We start from the raw sequence: 13,983 nt of genomic DNA, 5'->3' as shown, positions 1-13,983 counted from the left end.
GCCCGAGAGGCTATGAGGAACGTGAAGCGATCGCAGGCGAGCTGCGTCTGATGGACAGGACGGTCCACTCTCCACTGCGTAGGCAGATCATCTGGTCGTGCGTGCCACGCCGCCGTAGATGCCGACCTCTGTGGATCCTGGCGGTGGCGTGGTGTCCGGGCGCCAGAACGGTACCTGCGTCAGGCCGGGCTCAATGAGTTCGAGGCCCTCGAAGAACCGCATGACCTCTGTGCGGGGCCGCAGGTTCAAGGTTGCGGTGGCCTGGTTGTAGACGGCTTCGGCGTCACTGCGGTCAGCGAAGTCACTGGTGGCGTGCGAGAGCACGAGGAAGCTCCCGGCCGGTAGTGCATCGAGCAGAGTGGCTACGATCTGCGCGGGCTTCTCCGCGTCGGTGAGGAAGTGGACGATGGCGACCAGGAACAGGGCGACCGGTTCGTCAAAGTCGATGATCCGGCGGACATCGGGGTGGTCAATGATGGCTTGTGGGTCGCGCAGGTCAGCGAGCACGGTACTGGTCGCGCCGGCGTCGCTGAGCAGTGCGTTGGCGTGAGTGTTCACGATCGGGTCGTTGTCGATGTAGGCAACCCGTACGTCCGGCGATATCGCCTGCGCGGTCTGGTGCACGTTGGGAACGGTGGGTAGCCCGGTGCCGATGTCGATGATCTGGCGGATGCCGTTGCTGACGACGTAGCGAACGGCGCGACTTAGGAACTCCCGGTTGGACTGGACGCCGATTCTCACCTCGGGCGCAGCGGCAGCAAGTTCGTCGCCAGCTTTGCGGTCTACCTCGTAGTTGTCCTTGCCGCCCAGGAGGTAGTCGTAGATCCGCGCTGGATGCGGCCTGCTGGTGTCGATCTCCTCGGCACTGAAGCCGCCTTCCTGCCTCACACTGCGCTCCTCTCGAACACCGCCACAGCCATCTCGCCCGTGCGCGAATGACGACAGCCTCCCACACCAACATCCCTACGACGAGGCGCTGTTGCTGGCGAAGCAGTGCCGTCAAGGGGGGGCGGTCTCGGCGCTGTGAGCTAATGCTGGATTCCTCAAAGGCAGTACTAGGCATTGCAGCCGCTCGCTCTCTTCGGCGCGGTGAATCCCTGAATGCGCAGCCTCCGTTGGCGTCCGATGTCGTAGCAGCCGTCGCTGCGGCCGAGCGTCGGCCTGCCCGCATCGACTCCCGCTTCCTCGATGAGTTCATGCCCGGGAGCACGGCCAAAGAGCGTCGGCGTGCCAAACGGTGGGCCCGTGAGTTCGTCGCCGAGGCAGGCGGATCGGCGCAAGCTGTTGCCGCCGCCAAGATTCTCGTAGATGGCCTGAAACATCCATCCAGATCGCAGAGAATCGAGTCCAAGGCTGCGGTAGCCGCGGTCCTGGCGGTCTCGGGAATCCTCGGAGCACCTCATGTGGTAACCAATGACGTGCCCGAAACGATCCATGCCGTCATCGGTACGGTCGACTGGATCTCAGACCACATCGACAACCCTTAGTCGGCGCCGTCGTCGTGCCTCGACGACAGGGGGCACGTTTCGGTATTGCCGCGAATCCACGCGGTACGCAACCTCGATGTGCGCGGGTACGGGCACACGGTCGGCTCTCGCCCCGCGCTTTTTGGTGCGTCACGCACGAGAGACTCGGCCGCCGCGGCGGCCGAGTACCACGGTCAGCTGCTTCACCTCTCCCCGGTGATCGTGGGAGTTGAAGTTTCCTTGTCGGACTAGGGCGCGTATCGAGTCGTGATCAATGTGTGGGCTTCCCCCTCGTTGATCTTCGTTCTGGTAGATCGTCTGGCGTGGCCGGTGTCTGTGCTTGCACCGGCCGGAATACGCACTCACGGTCGCCGGTTGCAGCGGAACGTGCACCATCCTCAGGAGCCGCCCAGCGGCATACACCCACTGCTTGCCGGGCGCTTCAGCCCCTACCGGTTCGACCCGTCAGCGGTGGTCGACGACCATGCCCTCGGGCTGCTGCTGGAAGCCGCACGGTGGGCACCGTCGGCGGGGAACTCCCAGCCGTGGGGCTTCTTCATCGGCAGGCCCGGTGAGCCGGAGCATGACCGGGTGCTCCCTCACCTTGCGCCGAGCTCGGCCCGCTGGGCGACGGATGCGAGCCTGCTCGTCGTCACGCTGACGCGTCGGCACGTTGATGACACACAGTTGCTTTACTCCGAGTTCGCGGACTACGACCTCGGCCAGGCCGTCGCCCACATGACTGTTCAAGCTCAGGCTATGGGACTCGCCACGCACCAATTCCGGGCCTTCGGCCTGGAAGGGCTCACCAAGGAGCTGGACCCGAACCCGGGCTGGGCGATCGTCTCCATGGTCGCGGTAGGCAAGGCGGCTGACAGACCTTCAGGGGTCCGTGACCGGCGTAGCGTCGCGTACTTGCGCTCCGCTCCCTGGTCACCAGCGGAGTAGGCGACGGGGGCGTCCGGGTCGCGAAGTCAGTGGGCTGGGTTAGGTTCGCTGGTCATGGACTCGGAATCTCTGCTGCAGCACCTGAGCAACGAACTCGACGCGTTCCGCGCATGCCTCGATGGTGATCTGTCCGTACCCGTCGAACACTGCGGCGAGTGGACGCTCCGCGACTTGGCCGAGCACCTGGGCAGCTCAAATCTGTGGGCGGCGGCCGCAGTCACCGAGCAGCACGGCAAGCACGAGCCCACCTCGCCCCCGCGTGATCCTGATGAGTTTCTGCGGTGGTTCGAGGAGAGTTCAGGGACTCTGCTCAAGGCCCTCGACACCGACCCGAGTGCGAGCGCCTGGACTTTCCATCCGCCGCACACGGCGGGCTTCTGGCAACGGCGCCGTGCGCTGGAGGCACTCATTCACCGCTGGGATGCCGAGAACGCACTGGGCAGTAGTCGACCGCTCGACCCGGCCCTGGCCGGCGAAGGCGTGGCCGAGGTCTTCGACACGATGGCACCACGGCAGATAGCCCGGGGACAAGCCCAGCACCCGCAGCACGCCCTGCGACTGCACGCGACGGAGACCGGAACATCCTGGGTGTACGGCCCTGGCACTGCCGTGGCCACGCTCACAGCGACGGCGGAACAGCTGGTACTACTCCTGTGGGGTCGGATGCGCTGCGCGGATGCCGCCTTTAGCTGGACCGGCGACCAGGAGGCGGGGCTGCGCATCCTGGCCGGCACCTTGACGCCCTGACCCTGTTCAGGAGCGTAGCCAGAGGCGGATTGCGGCGATCCAGAACCTGTATCGGGTCGTCATCATGTGGTCCGGGTGAGGTCCTTGATCCAGATCATGGAGGCGCGGAGGTGGAGTCCGGCGAGGTAGCTCTCGGGGGTCTTGTCGAAGCGGGTGGCGATGCCCCGCCACGCCTTGAGTTGGTTGATCAGACGTTCGACGGTGGTGCGTTCCTTGTACAGATCGGCGTCGTGGGTGACCGGGCGGCCGCCCCGGCGGCCCTTCTTCTTGCGGTTGACGGCCTGGTCCTTCTTCTCCGGGATGACCGCCTTGATGCCGCGTTTGCGCAGGTGGGCACGTTGGCGCGGGAGGCGTAGGCCTTGTCGCCCGCCACCGCATCCGGACGCGTACGCGGACGGCCGACCGGGCCGCGGACCCGCACCTTGTCCAGCATGGGGATGAACTGCGGGCTGTCGGCTGCCTGCCCGGCGGTCAGAATGATCGCGAGCGGGCGGCAACGGCGGTCGGCTGCGAGGTGGACCTTGCTGGTCTGGCCGCCCCGCGAGCGCCCCAGAAGGGCTGTCCAGGGCGGTCAGGACCTCGTCGTCCATGTGCATCCCGGCCGCGTCGTGGTGGGCACGGGAGGGGGTGGAATCCACGCTGACCAGCGACAAGTCCACCCTGTCACGCTTGGCGGCTTCGGCGATCAGGCCCTCCAGCAGGGTTTCGAAGACACTGGCGTCGCGCCACTGCCTAAAGCGGTTGTGCACGGTCGACCAGGCGCCGAACTCGGCCGGCATCTCCCGCCACTGCGCTCCTGAGCGGAACTTCCAGATGACGCCCTCGAACTGCTGCCGCAGCCTGGCGGGATACGGGCCGTACTCACCAACCGGCAGGTAGGGCTCGACGTACTTCCACTCCTCGTCGCTCAGTTGCCCACGCGTCATACGTTCCGGACTACCGGACTCGCCCCCGCCACGAAGGCGAAACCCACAGATTGATCACGACCCGATACGGGCCCTAGTCATGCGCTGCGCATCTTGGTAACTCGCCGCGTCTTCGCGTAGCGTCTCGGCAGGTCAGGCGCCTGTCGCGGCTCTCGTACCCGTACGATCGAGGTAGGGCTCGGGGCCGCCAGGAGTGATCGCGGTGTCTGTGCCACCGAGCGCCGAGCCCACGCTGTGGGAGCTGCATCGTGCTGTCTCACAGCTGCGTGAGGATCTCCGTGGCGACCTCGCTCAGCTCGCTGCACGCCTCGATCAAGTGGTCACGCAGGACGTGTATCGGGCTGATCAGCGGGCGCTGGATCAGCGCATCAGTCAACTCGAAGCTGGGTTGTCCGGCCTGCGCGGTGAGCACGATCAGGGCCTCGATCGTTCCGAGCAGCAGCGGCGCGAGGACCAGGCGCAGGCTGCCGCGACGAGGCGGCTGGTGATCTCTTCCTTCGTGGCCCCGTTGCTGCTCATGGCTATACAGCTGTGGATCGTCTCGCGCGGTGCACCGCCGTAGGCAGTGTCGAGCAGCTTTCAGCATCAAGTTGGGGCGCGGGGAGATTTCGGGCGTCGAGTTGGCAACACCTCTTACTTCTGACCGGCTGGTCGCGGCACTGCACGCTGAAGGCGTACGTGTCGTCGAGCGTGCTGGCTGGCGGTCCCACAATCGAAACCACAAGGGCCCTTGGGGGCCTGTGCGCGGCGTGATGATTCACCACACCGTGACGTCCGGTCCAAGCAACACCGTCAGTATCTGTGAGCGCGGATATGCGGGGCTACCGGGCCCGCTGTGCCATGGCGTGATCGCGAAGGACGGCACGGTCTATCTGATCGGGAACGGCCGCGCCAACCATGCTGGCCGGGGGGACGGAGACGTTCTTCGTGCGGTCACTGCGGAGCGATCCCTTCCTTCAGCGAATCAGGCCGATACGGACGGCAACACGTCGTTCTACGGCTTTGAATGCGAGAACTTGGGCGACGGTCATGACCCTTGGCCTGCAGCCCAGTTGGAGGCAATCGAGCGGGTCTCGGCGGCGCTGTGCCGTGCGCACGGCTGGAGCTCGGCGAGCGGGATCGGGCACCGGGAGTGGCAGCCCGGGAAGATCGACCCCAAGGGCTTCGGCATGGGCTGGCTGCGCGGCCAGGTTGCCGCCCGGCTGAAGGGCCGCCCCACGGCCGGGGAGCCCAGCGGTGGTTCTCGTGGCGCGACGTACGCGGTGAAGAGCGGCGACACACTGTCTGAGATTGGGAAGCGCCTCGGTGTCAGTTGGCAGGCCATCGCGAAGGCCAACGGCATCGCCGCGCCGTACGTCATCAAGGCTGGCCAGCGGCTCAAGGTTCCGGGGAAGAGCAGCGTGAAGCCGTACACGCCGCCGCCGTTCCCTGCCGGCCTCGCTCCGGGCCGCAGCTCGCCCTCGGCCAAGCATCTCCAGCAGGCGTTGAAGGACACCGGCTGGCTCGACCGCTCGGTGCCGCTGTCGGACAACTACGGCCAGCAGACCCAGAAGAGTGTCTCTGGGTTCAACCGCAAGCACAACCTCTTCAGCACCGGGCGTCCCGACGATCCTTCGCTCGGCCGCCGCGGCTGGGACCTCCTACACCAACTCGCCTACGGGAACTGAACTTGAGCAACTTCATCCACAGCAACAGCACCCGCCTGTACGCCATCGTCTCAGCAGCACTCTCGCTGATCGCCTACTACGTGGACGGACTACCGACGGGGCTGATTCTTGCCCTGGCTGCCGCCATCCTCGGCACCGGCGAAGTAGTACAGCGCATCGAAGACCGTAAGACTAGTCAGGCCCTGTCGCACAGTCCCGCGCTCGATGATGCCCTGAACGTGCCGTCTGCGAGCACACCTTAGAGATCTGACTCGCATGGGAAATCGCCTTCCGGAGCGCCCGAGTACTCTGCTGAGTGCATGATCCTCGTCAGTCCGTCGGTGATCCTCTGCGGGGCGATCTGCTCGGCAAGCGCCTGAGTGGGAACGGCATCTTGGTCTTGCAGAATGGCGAGGAACAGGTGCTCGGTGCCCACATGGGTATGCCCCATAGTTCGCGCAATGGCCTCTGCTGTACCCAGAATCTTGTGGTAGCGAGGCGTGTACTCGAGTCCCTCATCAGTCATGCTCGCTCCGATCTGCTGATCACGAGGCGACGTGCGGGGTTCTGACTAGTGTTGTCAGAACCCCGCAGATGGGCTACCGACCGGACTGATCCTCGCCCTGGCCGCGGCGATCCTCGGCACCGGCGAAGCGGTGCAGCGCAGCGAAGACCGCAAGACCCACCGAGCTCTGCTGCTCGAACCTCCGCACAGCGTCAAGGACTGAGGCCGCGCGCCTCGATACCTTCATAACGGCCGGGAGACAGGCAGTCATCCATCCCGGGCGCAGGCGATGACCCACAACCACCCAACCCGCGGACTCACCTTGCACTGGGCCACAGCCCAACTCCCGCCCACGCTCCTGCGCGAACTCATCCACCGCACCATGGGCCTCAACACCATCACCCCCGGCCGCGACCTCAACAACGCCCTCCCCACCCTCTGGCTCGGCCGACTCGACACCCCCACCACCACCGTCGACCCACGAATCCAGCTCAACGCACCGGCCACAGACCGCTGCCCCGACTGCGCCAACTCACCCGGCACACTCCACGCCGACCGATGCGACATCGCACGCTGACAATGGACTTCAGACGCTACGCCGAACCGCCACTCGAACAACTTGATGCCGTCACGGCACCACGTCGGCGCGACTAGCGGCGCTGCAACCACCACACACCACCTGCAACCACTGCGCCGCCGGCAGCCGTAGCAGCCCCACGGATCACCGCAAACAGCGCAGTGTTCACAAGCCGCCGGACCGTCTTCTTTGTCCACATGATCTCTTGCCCTCCCATTAACCACCCCGGGCTATCCGAGTGCGGTTTCGAGCATCACGGCGGACGTGTGTGAACTGGACGCCTAGAGGCCAGCCCTGAACATCTATGGATGCCATCCTCTGGGATCAGCTGAGATGCCATGCTGTTGGACGGTCTTGGACGGAGGGCGAGCATGGGGCGACCAGGGGTATTCCACAAGCCGGATCTGACTGGCCGTGAGCACCGCGAGTTCAACGACACCCTCCACCACTTGCACCTCCTGGCTGGCCTCCCCAGCCTTGCGGAGATGACCCGGAACCTGCGGGACGCGGGAATCTCTCGAAGCTCGATCCACGATGCCTTCAGCAGCCCTCGCCTTCCTCGATGGCGAGTCGTCGATGCGCTCATTGAGATCCTCTCGTCCATGGCACCCGTCGTCATTGCCGAGCAGCAGCTGGAACCCATGCATGCCCTCTGGATGCGGGCAGCCACAGCGGGACAGCGCCCAGCAACGTCGTCGGCTCCCATCACGACGGCCCCCGTGAGCCGCACCCTCCTCCTGCTCGACATCGCGCAATACAGCGACCGCGACGACGTCGAGCAACGCCACCTGCGCCGCACGCTCTACGGCATCGTCGACCGCGTACTGACCGCCTCAGGAATCGACGAGACCCAACACCAACGTGCCGACCGCGGAGACTCAGTCATGGAGCTGATCGCCGCCGAAGCCTCGCTGATCGCGCTCCTCCGTACCCTGCTCACCGAGGTGCCGGTGCAACTGCGGGCGGTGAATCGAATGACCGCGAGCTCGGCACAGATCAGGCTGCGAGTAGTGCTCTCAACAGGACACGTGGCAGTCGACGAACTCGACGGCTGGATCGGCTCCGACCTCAACCGCGCCTGCCGTCTGTTGGACGCTGAGTTCCTGCGGACCGCATCGCGCGAACGCGACGACGGTTTCGCGCTATGCGTCTCCGACTCCGTATACGACGGGACGGTACGGCCCGGACACTCCGGCATTTCGTTGGAGGACTTCCACCGGGTGGCTTTCGACAGCAAGGACGGACCGTCGACGGCCTGGCTGACCGGCCCCGCCTAAGTCCGATGCCGCCCACGAACCCGGACCGGTAGTCAGTCGATTGCCGAGGGACCAGTCACCTGGGGTTTTGAACAGGCACGTTGGCTGGAAGCGCCAGAGCTCCTTGCAGGGGGACATCGCGGGGGACCGCCGGGGGACAGAACGCTGACGACAGCCAGGGAAAGCCGGGGAATGACCAGGTAAGAACTCCGTTCGGCAACGGCTCGCACCCCTCCGTTTGTATGCCTCTGACCTGCACTGATTCGGCGCTGACTTGCTGCGATCCCGGATGTCCTCCTTGATCACGGAAGCGGAAGCCACTATCTCTGAAGTTCTATTGTCCGGACAAAGGATTGACAGGACCGCGAGCCGTGGCGAGGGTGGGGTTCATGCGCATCGGATTGATCGGGACGGGTCGTATCGGCACATTTCACTCCGCGGCTCTGCAGCGGCATCCCGAGGTGGACGCGCTGGTCGTCGCCGATGCCGACGCGGGGCGCGCGGCCGGGCTCGCGGCGCGGATCGGCGCGGCGTCCGCGGCCTCGGTGGACGACGTCCTCACGGGGAAGGGCCGGTCGGGGGCCATGGACGCGGTGGTGATCACCGCGGCGACCGCCGCGCACGCCGAGCTGATCGGCAAGGCGGCGCGCGCGGGCCTGCCGGTGTTCTGTGAGAAGCCCATCGCCCTCGATCTGCCGGGTACTCTCGCCGCGCTCGCGGAGGTCGAGGCCGCGGGCACGGTGCTCCAGCTGGGCTTCCAGCGCAGGTTCGACGCGGGGTACGCGGCGGCGCGCGAGGCCGTGCGGTCGGGGCGGCTCGGGCGGCTGCACACGGTCCGGGCGATCACCTCCGACCCCGCGCCGCCGCCGGCCGCGTATCTCCCGCTCTCCGGCGGCCTCTACCGCGACTGCCTCGTCCATGACTTCGACATGCTGCGGTGGGTGACGGGCCGCGAGGTGACCGAGGTGTACGCGACCGGTTCGGACGCCGGGCCGTCGATGTTCCGTGACGCGGGCGACGTCGACACCGCCGCGGCGGTCCTCACCCTGGACGACGGCACGCTCGCCACGGCGACGGCCACGCGCTGCAACGGCGCCGGCTACGACGTACGCATGGAACTGGCCGGGGAAGACGACCAGATCGCGGTCGGCTTCGACGACCGCACTCCGCTGTCGTCCGTGGAACCGTCCGGCCCGCCACCGCCCGAGAAGCCGTGGCCCGGCTTCCTCGAACGCTTCACCCCCGCGTACGAGGCGGAGCTCGCCGCGTTCGTGGATGTCGTACGGGGAGAGCGGGCGAACCCCTGCGACGGGCGGGAGGCGCTGGCGGCGCTGCGGATCGCGGAGGCGTGTGAACTGTCGCGCAGGGAAGGCCGGTTGGTGAGGATGACGGAGGTCGCGGACGGCTGATCCCCCCGGCCCGTAGGGGCACTTCGGCCCGCTCAGCGGGTCACTCCACGCCGTCCAGCAGCCCCGCGTCATGGGCCAACAGCGCGATCTGCACCCGGTTGTTGAGGTCCAGCTTCGTCAGGACGCGGGAGACGTGGGCCTTGACGGTGGCCACGCTCAGGAAGAGCTCAGCCGCGATGTCCGCGTTCGACGCGCCCCGGCCCACCGCGACCGCCACCTCCCTCTCCCGCTCCCCCAGCAGCGCGAGCCGCTCCAACGCCCGCTCGCGACGCCCCTGTTGGGGATTGACCCCCGTCACCTGCGTGATCAGCTGCTGCGTCACCGTGGGCGAGAGCACCGGCTCCCCCGCCGCGACCGCCCGTACCGCCGCGACGATCTCGGCGGGCGGGGTGTCCTTGAGCACGAACCCGGCGGCCCCGGCCCGCAGGGCCCGTAGCACCTGTTCGTCGGCGTGGAAGGTGGTGAGGACGATGACCTCGGGGGCGTCGGGGCGCTTGCGCAGGGCCTCCGTCGCCGCGAGGCCGTCCATGGTGGGCATGCGGATGTCCATCAGGACGACGTCGGGGCGGAGCTCGCCGATCAGCGGTGCCACGTGGGAGCCGTCCGCCGCCTCACCGACGATCTCGATGTCGTCCGCGCCGCCCATCATGAAGGACAGACCGGCGCGGACCAGCGGGTCGTCGTCGACGAGAAGCACGCGGATCGGGTTCATGGCCCCACAGTAACGAGACGGGACCGCACTGTTGCGCTCGGAGTTCGCCGTCGCGCCCGGTGCGGTCAGTCCCATGGCAGCCACGCGTCGACGCGGAAGCCGCCGTCCGCAGCAGAGCCGTGTTCGATGCGGCCGCCCGCCAGCGTGGCCCGTTCCGTGAGGCCGATCAGTCCCTGGCCGGAACCGGGGACCTTCGGCACGTCGCCGGGCGGCGGCGGGTTGCGCACCGACAGGGTGAGGCCTTCGCCGGGGGCGCCGGACACCAGGACGGTCACCTCGGCGCCCGGGGCGTGCTTGCGGGCGTTGGTCAAACCCTCCTGGGCGATGCGGTAGGCGGTGCGGCCTACGGCGGCGGGCACCGCCGCCAGTTCGGCGACCCGGTGGTCGAGCGCGACCTTCATGCCCGCGTCGCGTGACTCGGCGACCAGGGTCTCCAGCGCGGCGAGGGTGGGCTGTGGCCGGCCCGATGCCTCCCCGTCCTCGCCACCGCCACGCAGGACGCCGATCACCTCGCGCAGGTCCTGCAGCGCTTCGTGGGCGCTCTCGCGGATGACACCGGCGGCGCGGACGATCTCCTCGCGGGGCGCGTCCGGGCGGAACTCCAGGGCGCCCGCGTGCACGCTGAGCAGGGTGAGACGGTGGGCGAGCACGTCGTGCATCTCCCGGGCGATGGACTCGCGGGCCAGGCGCTGGGCCTGCTCGGCGCGGAGCGTTGCCTCGTTCTCGGCGCGGATCGCGCGGTCGCGCAGGCTCAGCAGGAGCTGGCGGCGAGAGCGCACGAACATGCCCCAGCCGATGACGGAGGCGTTGATCAGCACACCGACGAGGACGGTGACGAGATACGGCAGGTCGGCGTCGGGACGCAGCCAGTAGATGAACGGAACCACGGCGATCGAGACCCCGCCGATCCAGCCGACGTACCGGAAGGGCCGGTGCACCGCGAGGGTGAACAGCGCGATGGCGGCGGCGCCGCCCGCGGTGTCCGAGGCCAGGCTGACCAGCACCATGGCGACCGCGAGCCCGACCGGCCAGCGTCTGCGCAGCCAGACGGCGGCGCAGGCGAGCGCGCCGATCAGCTGGTCGGCCTCGGCGATGCCGGGCGAGACGTTCGGGTTCTTGCCGACCGCGTCCGCGCCCACCATGCCGATGACGACGGCCACACCGAAGCAGGCGAAGTCGACCACCCAGTCGCGGGCTGTCCGGCGGGGCCTGCGTCCGCCTTTGCGCGGCCCGCGTTCCGGGTCGAACTCGGCGGCGACGGCCGAGGGCAGCGCCCATGAGCGCCTGGCCAAGAGGGCCGGGGGCGCCGGGGGAACACGCAGGGGCTCATTGCCGCTCATGGTCGACAAATCTACGCACTGCCGAGGGCGCAGGGCGCCGTACGGACGTGATCGTCTACCAAAGTCGCGCAGGCGGAGACTTTCGGAGGGGGTGAGGAGGAAGAAGCCTCACCCCGTGGCCGATGTGCGTGGGGGGTCCACGGAGCGAGGCTCTCCGGTATGAAGCAGGTACTTGAGGTCTTCGGATTCCTTTTCCTCGTCCAGGGCGTGGCCGCCCTGGTGCACGAGCTGACCGGCCGGCTGAGCGGCTGGGGTCTCGTGCGGCGGATCGGGTTCCTCGACGGCTACGAGGTCTACGCGGGCGTCACGCTGATCGTGCTCGCGCTCGCGCTGTTCGCCGTCGCGCAGAGCCGGAAGACCCGCTAGTGCCTGCTGATCCGGGGTCGCTGCGGTCACGGGGGGCCGCAGCGGCCTCAGCAGGCGTAGTCGACCAGGTCGAAGGACTCGTAGTGGTCGGCGGTGTAGTAGTCCTCCTGGTTCTCCTCACCGGTCACGATGCGGCGGGCGCCGCGGTCCGGTGAGCCCGGCGTCTTCACGGTGTACTCGTGGTAGTACCCGGAGCCCTGCGAGGGCAGGATGCCTTCCCTGTTCTGGAAGACGGTGCCGTCCTGCGGATAGGGGTAGGGGCCGCCCGCCTCGATCAGGTCCAGGGTGTCGTGCGCCTGGGCGGGCAGCGCGGAGTAGCAGATGTCGCCGACGGCGGCGACGGCGGTGACGGAGTACGCCGTCGACACGGGGGCGTGGTGGTCGGGGGCCGCGCTCGCGGAGGCGGCGACGGGGGCGCCGACGAACAGGGCGGCGGCGAGGGCGGTGACGCTCACGATTCGTGGGGGGATTCGCATGCGACCAGTGTGACGCGCGTAGAGGTTGGCGTGTCAACGTCAAGTGCGGTGAATTTTCCGGGAGTTAACCAAGTGGCGTCGGCACGCCGCCGGTTGGCCGCATGTTCGCCGCCGGCTCGCCGCCGTCAGTCCTTGCGCGCGGCGCTCTTCGCGGCAGCTATGCGGTGCTGCGCCATGTACTCACGCATCCGCAGGCTGGTGGTCCCGCCGGTGTAGAGCACCGCGCCGGCCACCGACAGCGGCACGGAGAGTCCCAGCCAGCCCAGCATCTCGGGCCAGCGGCGCTGGGCGCGGCAGTCCTCCCAGGTGGAGTCCTGCCATGTCGGGGCGTCCCCCTCGTAGAAGAGCACCGACTGGCACTTGCGACTGCTGGACGAGTCGTCGTCCTCTTCACTGAACGGCACCATCAACTGCCAGGCGAGCACGGCCCAGATGACCCCCGCGGCGAGGAAGAGCACCCCGCCCCAGATACGGCGCTTCTCCGCGCCCGCGGCGAAATCCTGCTCGAAATACTCGTTCACGGGCTCCCCCTGGTGGATCGACCTGCTGGCTGACCGATCTCCTGGCTGATCGACCACGGAACGTATCACCGCACCCCGCGGCCCCAACTGGTCCCCACCAGGACCAGCACACCACCCACCAGACCCACCACCCCGAGCCGCTCCCCGCCCACCGCGATCCCCACGGCGGCCGCCCACAGCGGCTCCGTGCCGAGCAGCAGGCTCACCCGTGAGGGCGAGGTCCGATGTACCGCCCACATCTGCACGAAGAAGGCGAAGAGCGTGCAGAACACGGAGAGGAAGAGCAGCCCCGCCCACTCGCGCGGACCGAAATCCACTGCGACGGACCAGGGCGACACGCCCGTTCCCGCGGCGGCCAGCACCGCGAACACCAAGACGGCGGAGCCCAGTTGGACGGTGGTGAGCGGCAGAGACGCGGCGTCGTCGGCGTCCTTGAGCGCCTTGATCCTGGACATCGCGAGGACGTGCACCGTGCGGGCGAGCGCGGCGAGAAGCATCAGGCCGTCGCCCACGGACGGCTGCGTGAAACCGCCGCCCTGAGTCAGCAGGACCACGCCGAGCACGGAGAGCCCCGCCGCCGCGAGGAAGGCGCGCGGCGGCCTCCTCCGCGTCACCGCGGCCTCGGCGAGCGGGGTGAAGATCATGGTGAGGCTGATGATGAGGCCCGCGTTGGTCGCCGATGTGTGGACGACGCCATAGGCCTCCAGGAGGAAGATCCCGCTCAGGACGAGGCCGAGCGCTCCCGCTCCGCGCCACTGCGGCACCGTCAGCGCGCGAAGGCCTCGCCATCCGGCCACCACGAGTGCCGGCAGCACGACGGCGAACCGCAGGACCAGGACCGCGACGACCGTGTGTGTCGTCGTGATGCCCTTCGCCGCGAGATAGCTGGCGCCCCAGACCACGGCCACGAGCAGGACGGGCAGATCGGTGAGCCAGGCGCGGCGCGCTGCGGGCGCGGCGGGAGCGGTGAGCGTCGACACGGGGCGCGGTCTCCAACAGGTGGGGCGGTGTGGAGACTTCGGCGGCTCTCACGCGGGGCGATCACCGTATCCGCTCCGGCGGGAAATCGGTGTCCATTTCCCGCCAGC

At 68.0% G+C, this 13,983-nt stretch carries 18 protein-coding genes and 2 pseudogenes; 10 read left to right on the top strand and 10 right to left on the bottom strand.

All coding sequences use genetic code 11. From position 1 onward, the window contains the following. Nucleotides 1-87 precede the first annotated feature (87 nt). From ABXJ52_RS29945 to ABXJ52_RS29935, 3 genes are all read right to left on the bottom strand, one after another. Nucleotides 88-888 (bottom strand): SAM-dependent methyltransferase, encoded by an 801-nt coding sequence (locus ABXJ52_RS29945; protein WP_367046145.1) that lies wholly within the window; start codon nucleotides 886-888, stop codon nucleotides 88-90. A 167-nt stretch (nucleotides 889-1,055) separates the two neighbouring features. Then, nucleotides 1,056-1,436 (bottom strand): hypothetical protein, encoded by a 381-nt coding sequence (locus ABXJ52_RS29940; RefSeq protein WP_367046143.1) that lies wholly within the window; start codon nucleotides 1,434-1,436, stop codon nucleotides 1,056-1,058. A 47-nt stretch (nucleotides 1,437-1,483) separates the two neighbouring features. After that, nucleotides 1,484-1,624 carry an Rmf/CrpP family protein gene (locus tag ABXJ52_RS29935; protein ID WP_367046142.1) on the bottom strand — a complete coding sequence of 47 codons (141 nt, stop codon included), beginning with the start codon at nucleotides 1,622-1,624 and terminating at the stop codon, nucleotides 1,484-1,486. 229 nt (nucleotides 1,625-1,853) lie between these two features. Between ABXJ52_RS29935 and ABXJ52_RS29930 the strand changes: the two genes are divergently transcribed. Both ABXJ52_RS29930 and ABXJ52_RS29925 read left to right on the top strand, forming a co-directional pair. Continuing rightward, nucleotides 1,854-2,414 carry a nitroreductase family protein gene (locus ABXJ52_RS29930; protein WP_367049374.1) on the top strand — a complete coding sequence of 187 codons (561 nt, stop codon included), beginning with the start codon at nucleotides 1,854-1,856 and terminating at the stop codon, nucleotides 2,412-2,414. Between the two features lie 54 nt (nucleotides 2,415-2,468). Then, entirely contained in the window at nucleotides 2,469-3,161 is a 693-nt protein-coding gene (locus tag ABXJ52_RS29925) for a maleylpyruvate isomerase family mycothiol-dependent enzyme (protein ID WP_367046140.1), read from the top strand. Nucleotides 3,162-3,223: 62 nt separating this feature from the next. On the opposite strand, the pseudogene ABXJ52_RS29920 reads toward ABXJ52_RS29925, so the two are convergent. After that, a pseudogene (locus ABXJ52_RS29920) lies at nucleotides 3,224-4,087 on the bottom strand (IS5 family transposase). A 202-nt stretch (nucleotides 4,088-4,289) separates the two neighbouring features. On the opposite strand from ABXJ52_RS29920, the gene ABXJ52_RS29915 reads away from it, so the two are divergent. From ABXJ52_RS29915 to ABXJ52_RS29900, 4 genes and pseudogenes are all read left to right on the top strand, one after another. Further along, entirely contained in the window at nucleotides 4,290-4,649 is a 360-nt protein-coding gene (locus ABXJ52_RS29915) for a hypothetical protein (RefSeq protein WP_367046138.1), read from the top strand. Nucleotides 4,650-4,707: 58 nt separating this feature from the next. Continuing rightward, nucleotides 4,708-5,496, top strand: a pseudogene (locus tag ABXJ52_RS29910) (N-acetylmuramoyl-L-alanine amidase); the annotation flags it as partial. After that, nucleotides 5,488-5,754, top strand: a complete 267-nt coding sequence (locus tag ABXJ52_RS29905; RefSeq protein ID WP_367049372.1) for a peptidoglycan-binding protein — start codon at nucleotides 5,488-5,490, stop codon at nucleotides 5,752-5,754. The pseudogene ABXJ52_RS29910 and the gene ABXJ52_RS29905, both read left to right, overlap by 9 nt. A 2-nt stretch (nucleotides 5,755-5,756) precedes the next feature. After that, complete coding sequence (locus ABXJ52_RS29900; RefSeq protein WP_367046136.1) at nucleotides 5,757-5,996, top strand: hypothetical protein; 240 nt, start codon at nucleotides 5,757-5,759, stop codon at nucleotides 5,994-5,996. Here ABXJ52_RS29900 and ABXJ52_RS29895 read toward each other — a convergent pair. Continuing rightward, complete coding sequence (locus tag ABXJ52_RS29895; protein WP_367046134.1) at nucleotides 5,993-6,259, bottom strand: Clp protease N-terminal domain-containing protein; 267 nt, start codon at nucleotides 6,257-6,259, stop codon at nucleotides 5,993-5,995. The genes ABXJ52_RS29900 and ABXJ52_RS29895 overlap by 4 nt on opposite strands. Nucleotides 6,260-6,560: 301 nt before the next feature. On the opposite strand from ABXJ52_RS29895, the gene ABXJ52_RS29890 reads away from it, so the two are divergent. The 3 genes from ABXJ52_RS29890 (at nucleotide 6,561) to ABXJ52_RS29880 (ending at nucleotide 9,480) form a co-directional block, all read left to right on the top strand. Further along, entirely contained in the window at nucleotides 6,561-6,815 is a 255-nt protein-coding gene (locus ABXJ52_RS29890) for a hypothetical protein (RefSeq protein ID WP_367046132.1), read from the top strand. A gap of 485 nt (nucleotides 6,816-7,300) precedes the next feature. Beyond that, nucleotides 7,301-8,092 (top strand): hypothetical protein, encoded by a 792-nt coding sequence (locus ABXJ52_RS29885; RefSeq protein ID WP_367046130.1) that lies wholly within the window; start codon nucleotides 7,301-7,303, stop codon nucleotides 8,090-8,092. A gap of 368 nt (nucleotides 8,093-8,460) precedes the next feature. Next, nucleotides 8,461-9,480 (top strand): Gfo/Idh/MocA family oxidoreductase, encoded by a 1,020-nt coding sequence (locus ABXJ52_RS29880; protein ID WP_367046128.1) that lies wholly within the window; start codon nucleotides 8,461-8,463, stop codon nucleotides 9,478-9,480. 40 nt (nucleotides 9,481-9,520) lie between these two features. Here the strand turns inward: ABXJ52_RS29880 and ABXJ52_RS29875 are convergent, their stop codons facing one another. Both ABXJ52_RS29875 and ABXJ52_RS29870 read right to left on the bottom strand, forming a co-directional pair. Continuing rightward, entirely contained in the window at nucleotides 9,521-10,192 is a 672-nt protein-coding gene (locus ABXJ52_RS29875) for a response regulator transcription factor (protein ID WP_367046125.1), read from the bottom strand. A gap of 65 nt (nucleotides 10,193-10,257) precedes the next feature. Further along, entirely contained in the window at nucleotides 10,258-11,532 is a 1,275-nt protein-coding gene (locus tag ABXJ52_RS29870; protein WP_367046123.1) for a histidine kinase, read from the bottom strand. A 159-nt stretch (nucleotides 11,533-11,691) separates the two neighbouring features. Here ABXJ52_RS29870 and ABXJ52_RS29865 point away from each other — a divergent pair, with 159 nt between their 5' ends. Next, a complete protein-coding gene (locus tag ABXJ52_RS29865; RefSeq protein ID WP_367046120.1) occupies nucleotides 11,692-11,898 on the top strand; it encodes a hypothetical protein in 207 nt (68 codons plus the stop codon). A gap of 47 nt (nucleotides 11,899-11,945) precedes the next feature. On the opposite strand, the gene ABXJ52_RS29860 is transcribed toward ABXJ52_RS29865, so the two are convergent. The 3 genes from ABXJ52_RS29860 to ABXJ52_RS29850 form a co-directional block, all read right to left on the bottom strand. After that, on the bottom strand, nucleotides 11,946-12,374 hold the full coding sequence (locus ABXJ52_RS29860) for a ribonuclease (RefSeq protein WP_367046118.1): 429 nt from the start codon (nucleotides 12,372-12,374) through the stop codon (nucleotides 11,946-11,948). 125 nt (nucleotides 12,375-12,499) lie between these two features. Beyond that, nucleotides 12,500-12,895 (bottom strand): hypothetical protein, encoded by a 396-nt coding sequence (locus tag ABXJ52_RS29855; RefSeq protein WP_367046116.1) that lies wholly within the window; start codon nucleotides 12,893-12,895, stop codon nucleotides 12,500-12,502. Nucleotides 12,896-12,960: 65 nt separating this feature from the next. Continuing rightward, a complete protein-coding gene (locus ABXJ52_RS29850; protein ID WP_367046114.1) occupies nucleotides 12,961-13,875 on the bottom strand; it encodes a DMT family transporter in 915 nt (304 codons plus the stop codon). Nucleotides 13,876-13,983: the final 108 nt, after the last annotated feature.

Origin of the sequence: Streptomyces sp. Je 1-332, from assembly GCF_040730185.1 — a bacterium.
Classification (GTDB): domain Bacteria; phylum Actinomycetota; class Actinomycetes; order Streptomycetales; family Streptomycetaceae; genus Streptomyces.
Note: the sequence above shows the minus strand (reverse complement) of the source record. Positions and strands in the feature narration are given on the sequence as shown.

What these genes read in the sequence shown, in the direction of transcription:
- ABXJ52_RS29940 (WP_367046143.1), bottom strand. Translation starts at nt 1,436, where the DNA reads ATGGATCGTTTCGGGCACGTCATTGGTTACCACATGAGGTGCTCCGAG.
- ABXJ52_RS29925 (WP_367046140.1), top strand. Translation starts at nt 2,469, where the DNA reads ATGGACTCGGAATCTCTGCTGCAGCACCTGAGCAACGAACTCGACGCG.
- ABXJ52_RS29895 (WP_367046134.1), bottom strand. Translation starts at nt 6,259, where the DNA reads ATGACTGATGAGGGACTCGAGTACACGCCTCGCTACCACAAGATTCTG.
- ABXJ52_RS29885 (WP_367046130.1), top strand. Translation starts at nt 7,301, where the DNA reads ATGACCCGGAACCTGCGGGACGCGGGAATCTCTCGAAGCTCGATCCAC.
- ABXJ52_RS29880 (WP_367046128.1), top strand. Translation starts at nt 8,461, where the DNA reads ATGCGCATCGGATTGATCGGGACGGGTCGTATCGGCACATTTCACTCC.
- ABXJ52_RS29875 (WP_367046125.1), bottom strand. Translation starts at nt 10,192, where the DNA reads ATGAACCCGATCCGCGTGCTTCTCGTCGACGACGACCCGCTGGTCCGC.
- ABXJ52_RS29870 (WP_367046123.1), bottom strand. Translation starts at nt 11,532, where the DNA reads ATGAGCGGCAATGAGCCCCTGCGTGTTCCCCCGGCGCCCCCGGCCCTC.
- ABXJ52_RS29865 (WP_367046120.1), top strand. Translation starts at nt 11,692, where the DNA reads ATGAAGCAGGTACTTGAGGTCTTCGGATTCCTTTTCCTCGTCCAGGGC.
- ABXJ52_RS29860 (WP_367046118.1), bottom strand. Translation starts at nt 12,374, where the DNA reads ATGCGAATCCCCCCACGAATCGTGAGCGTCACCGCCCTCGCCGCCGCC.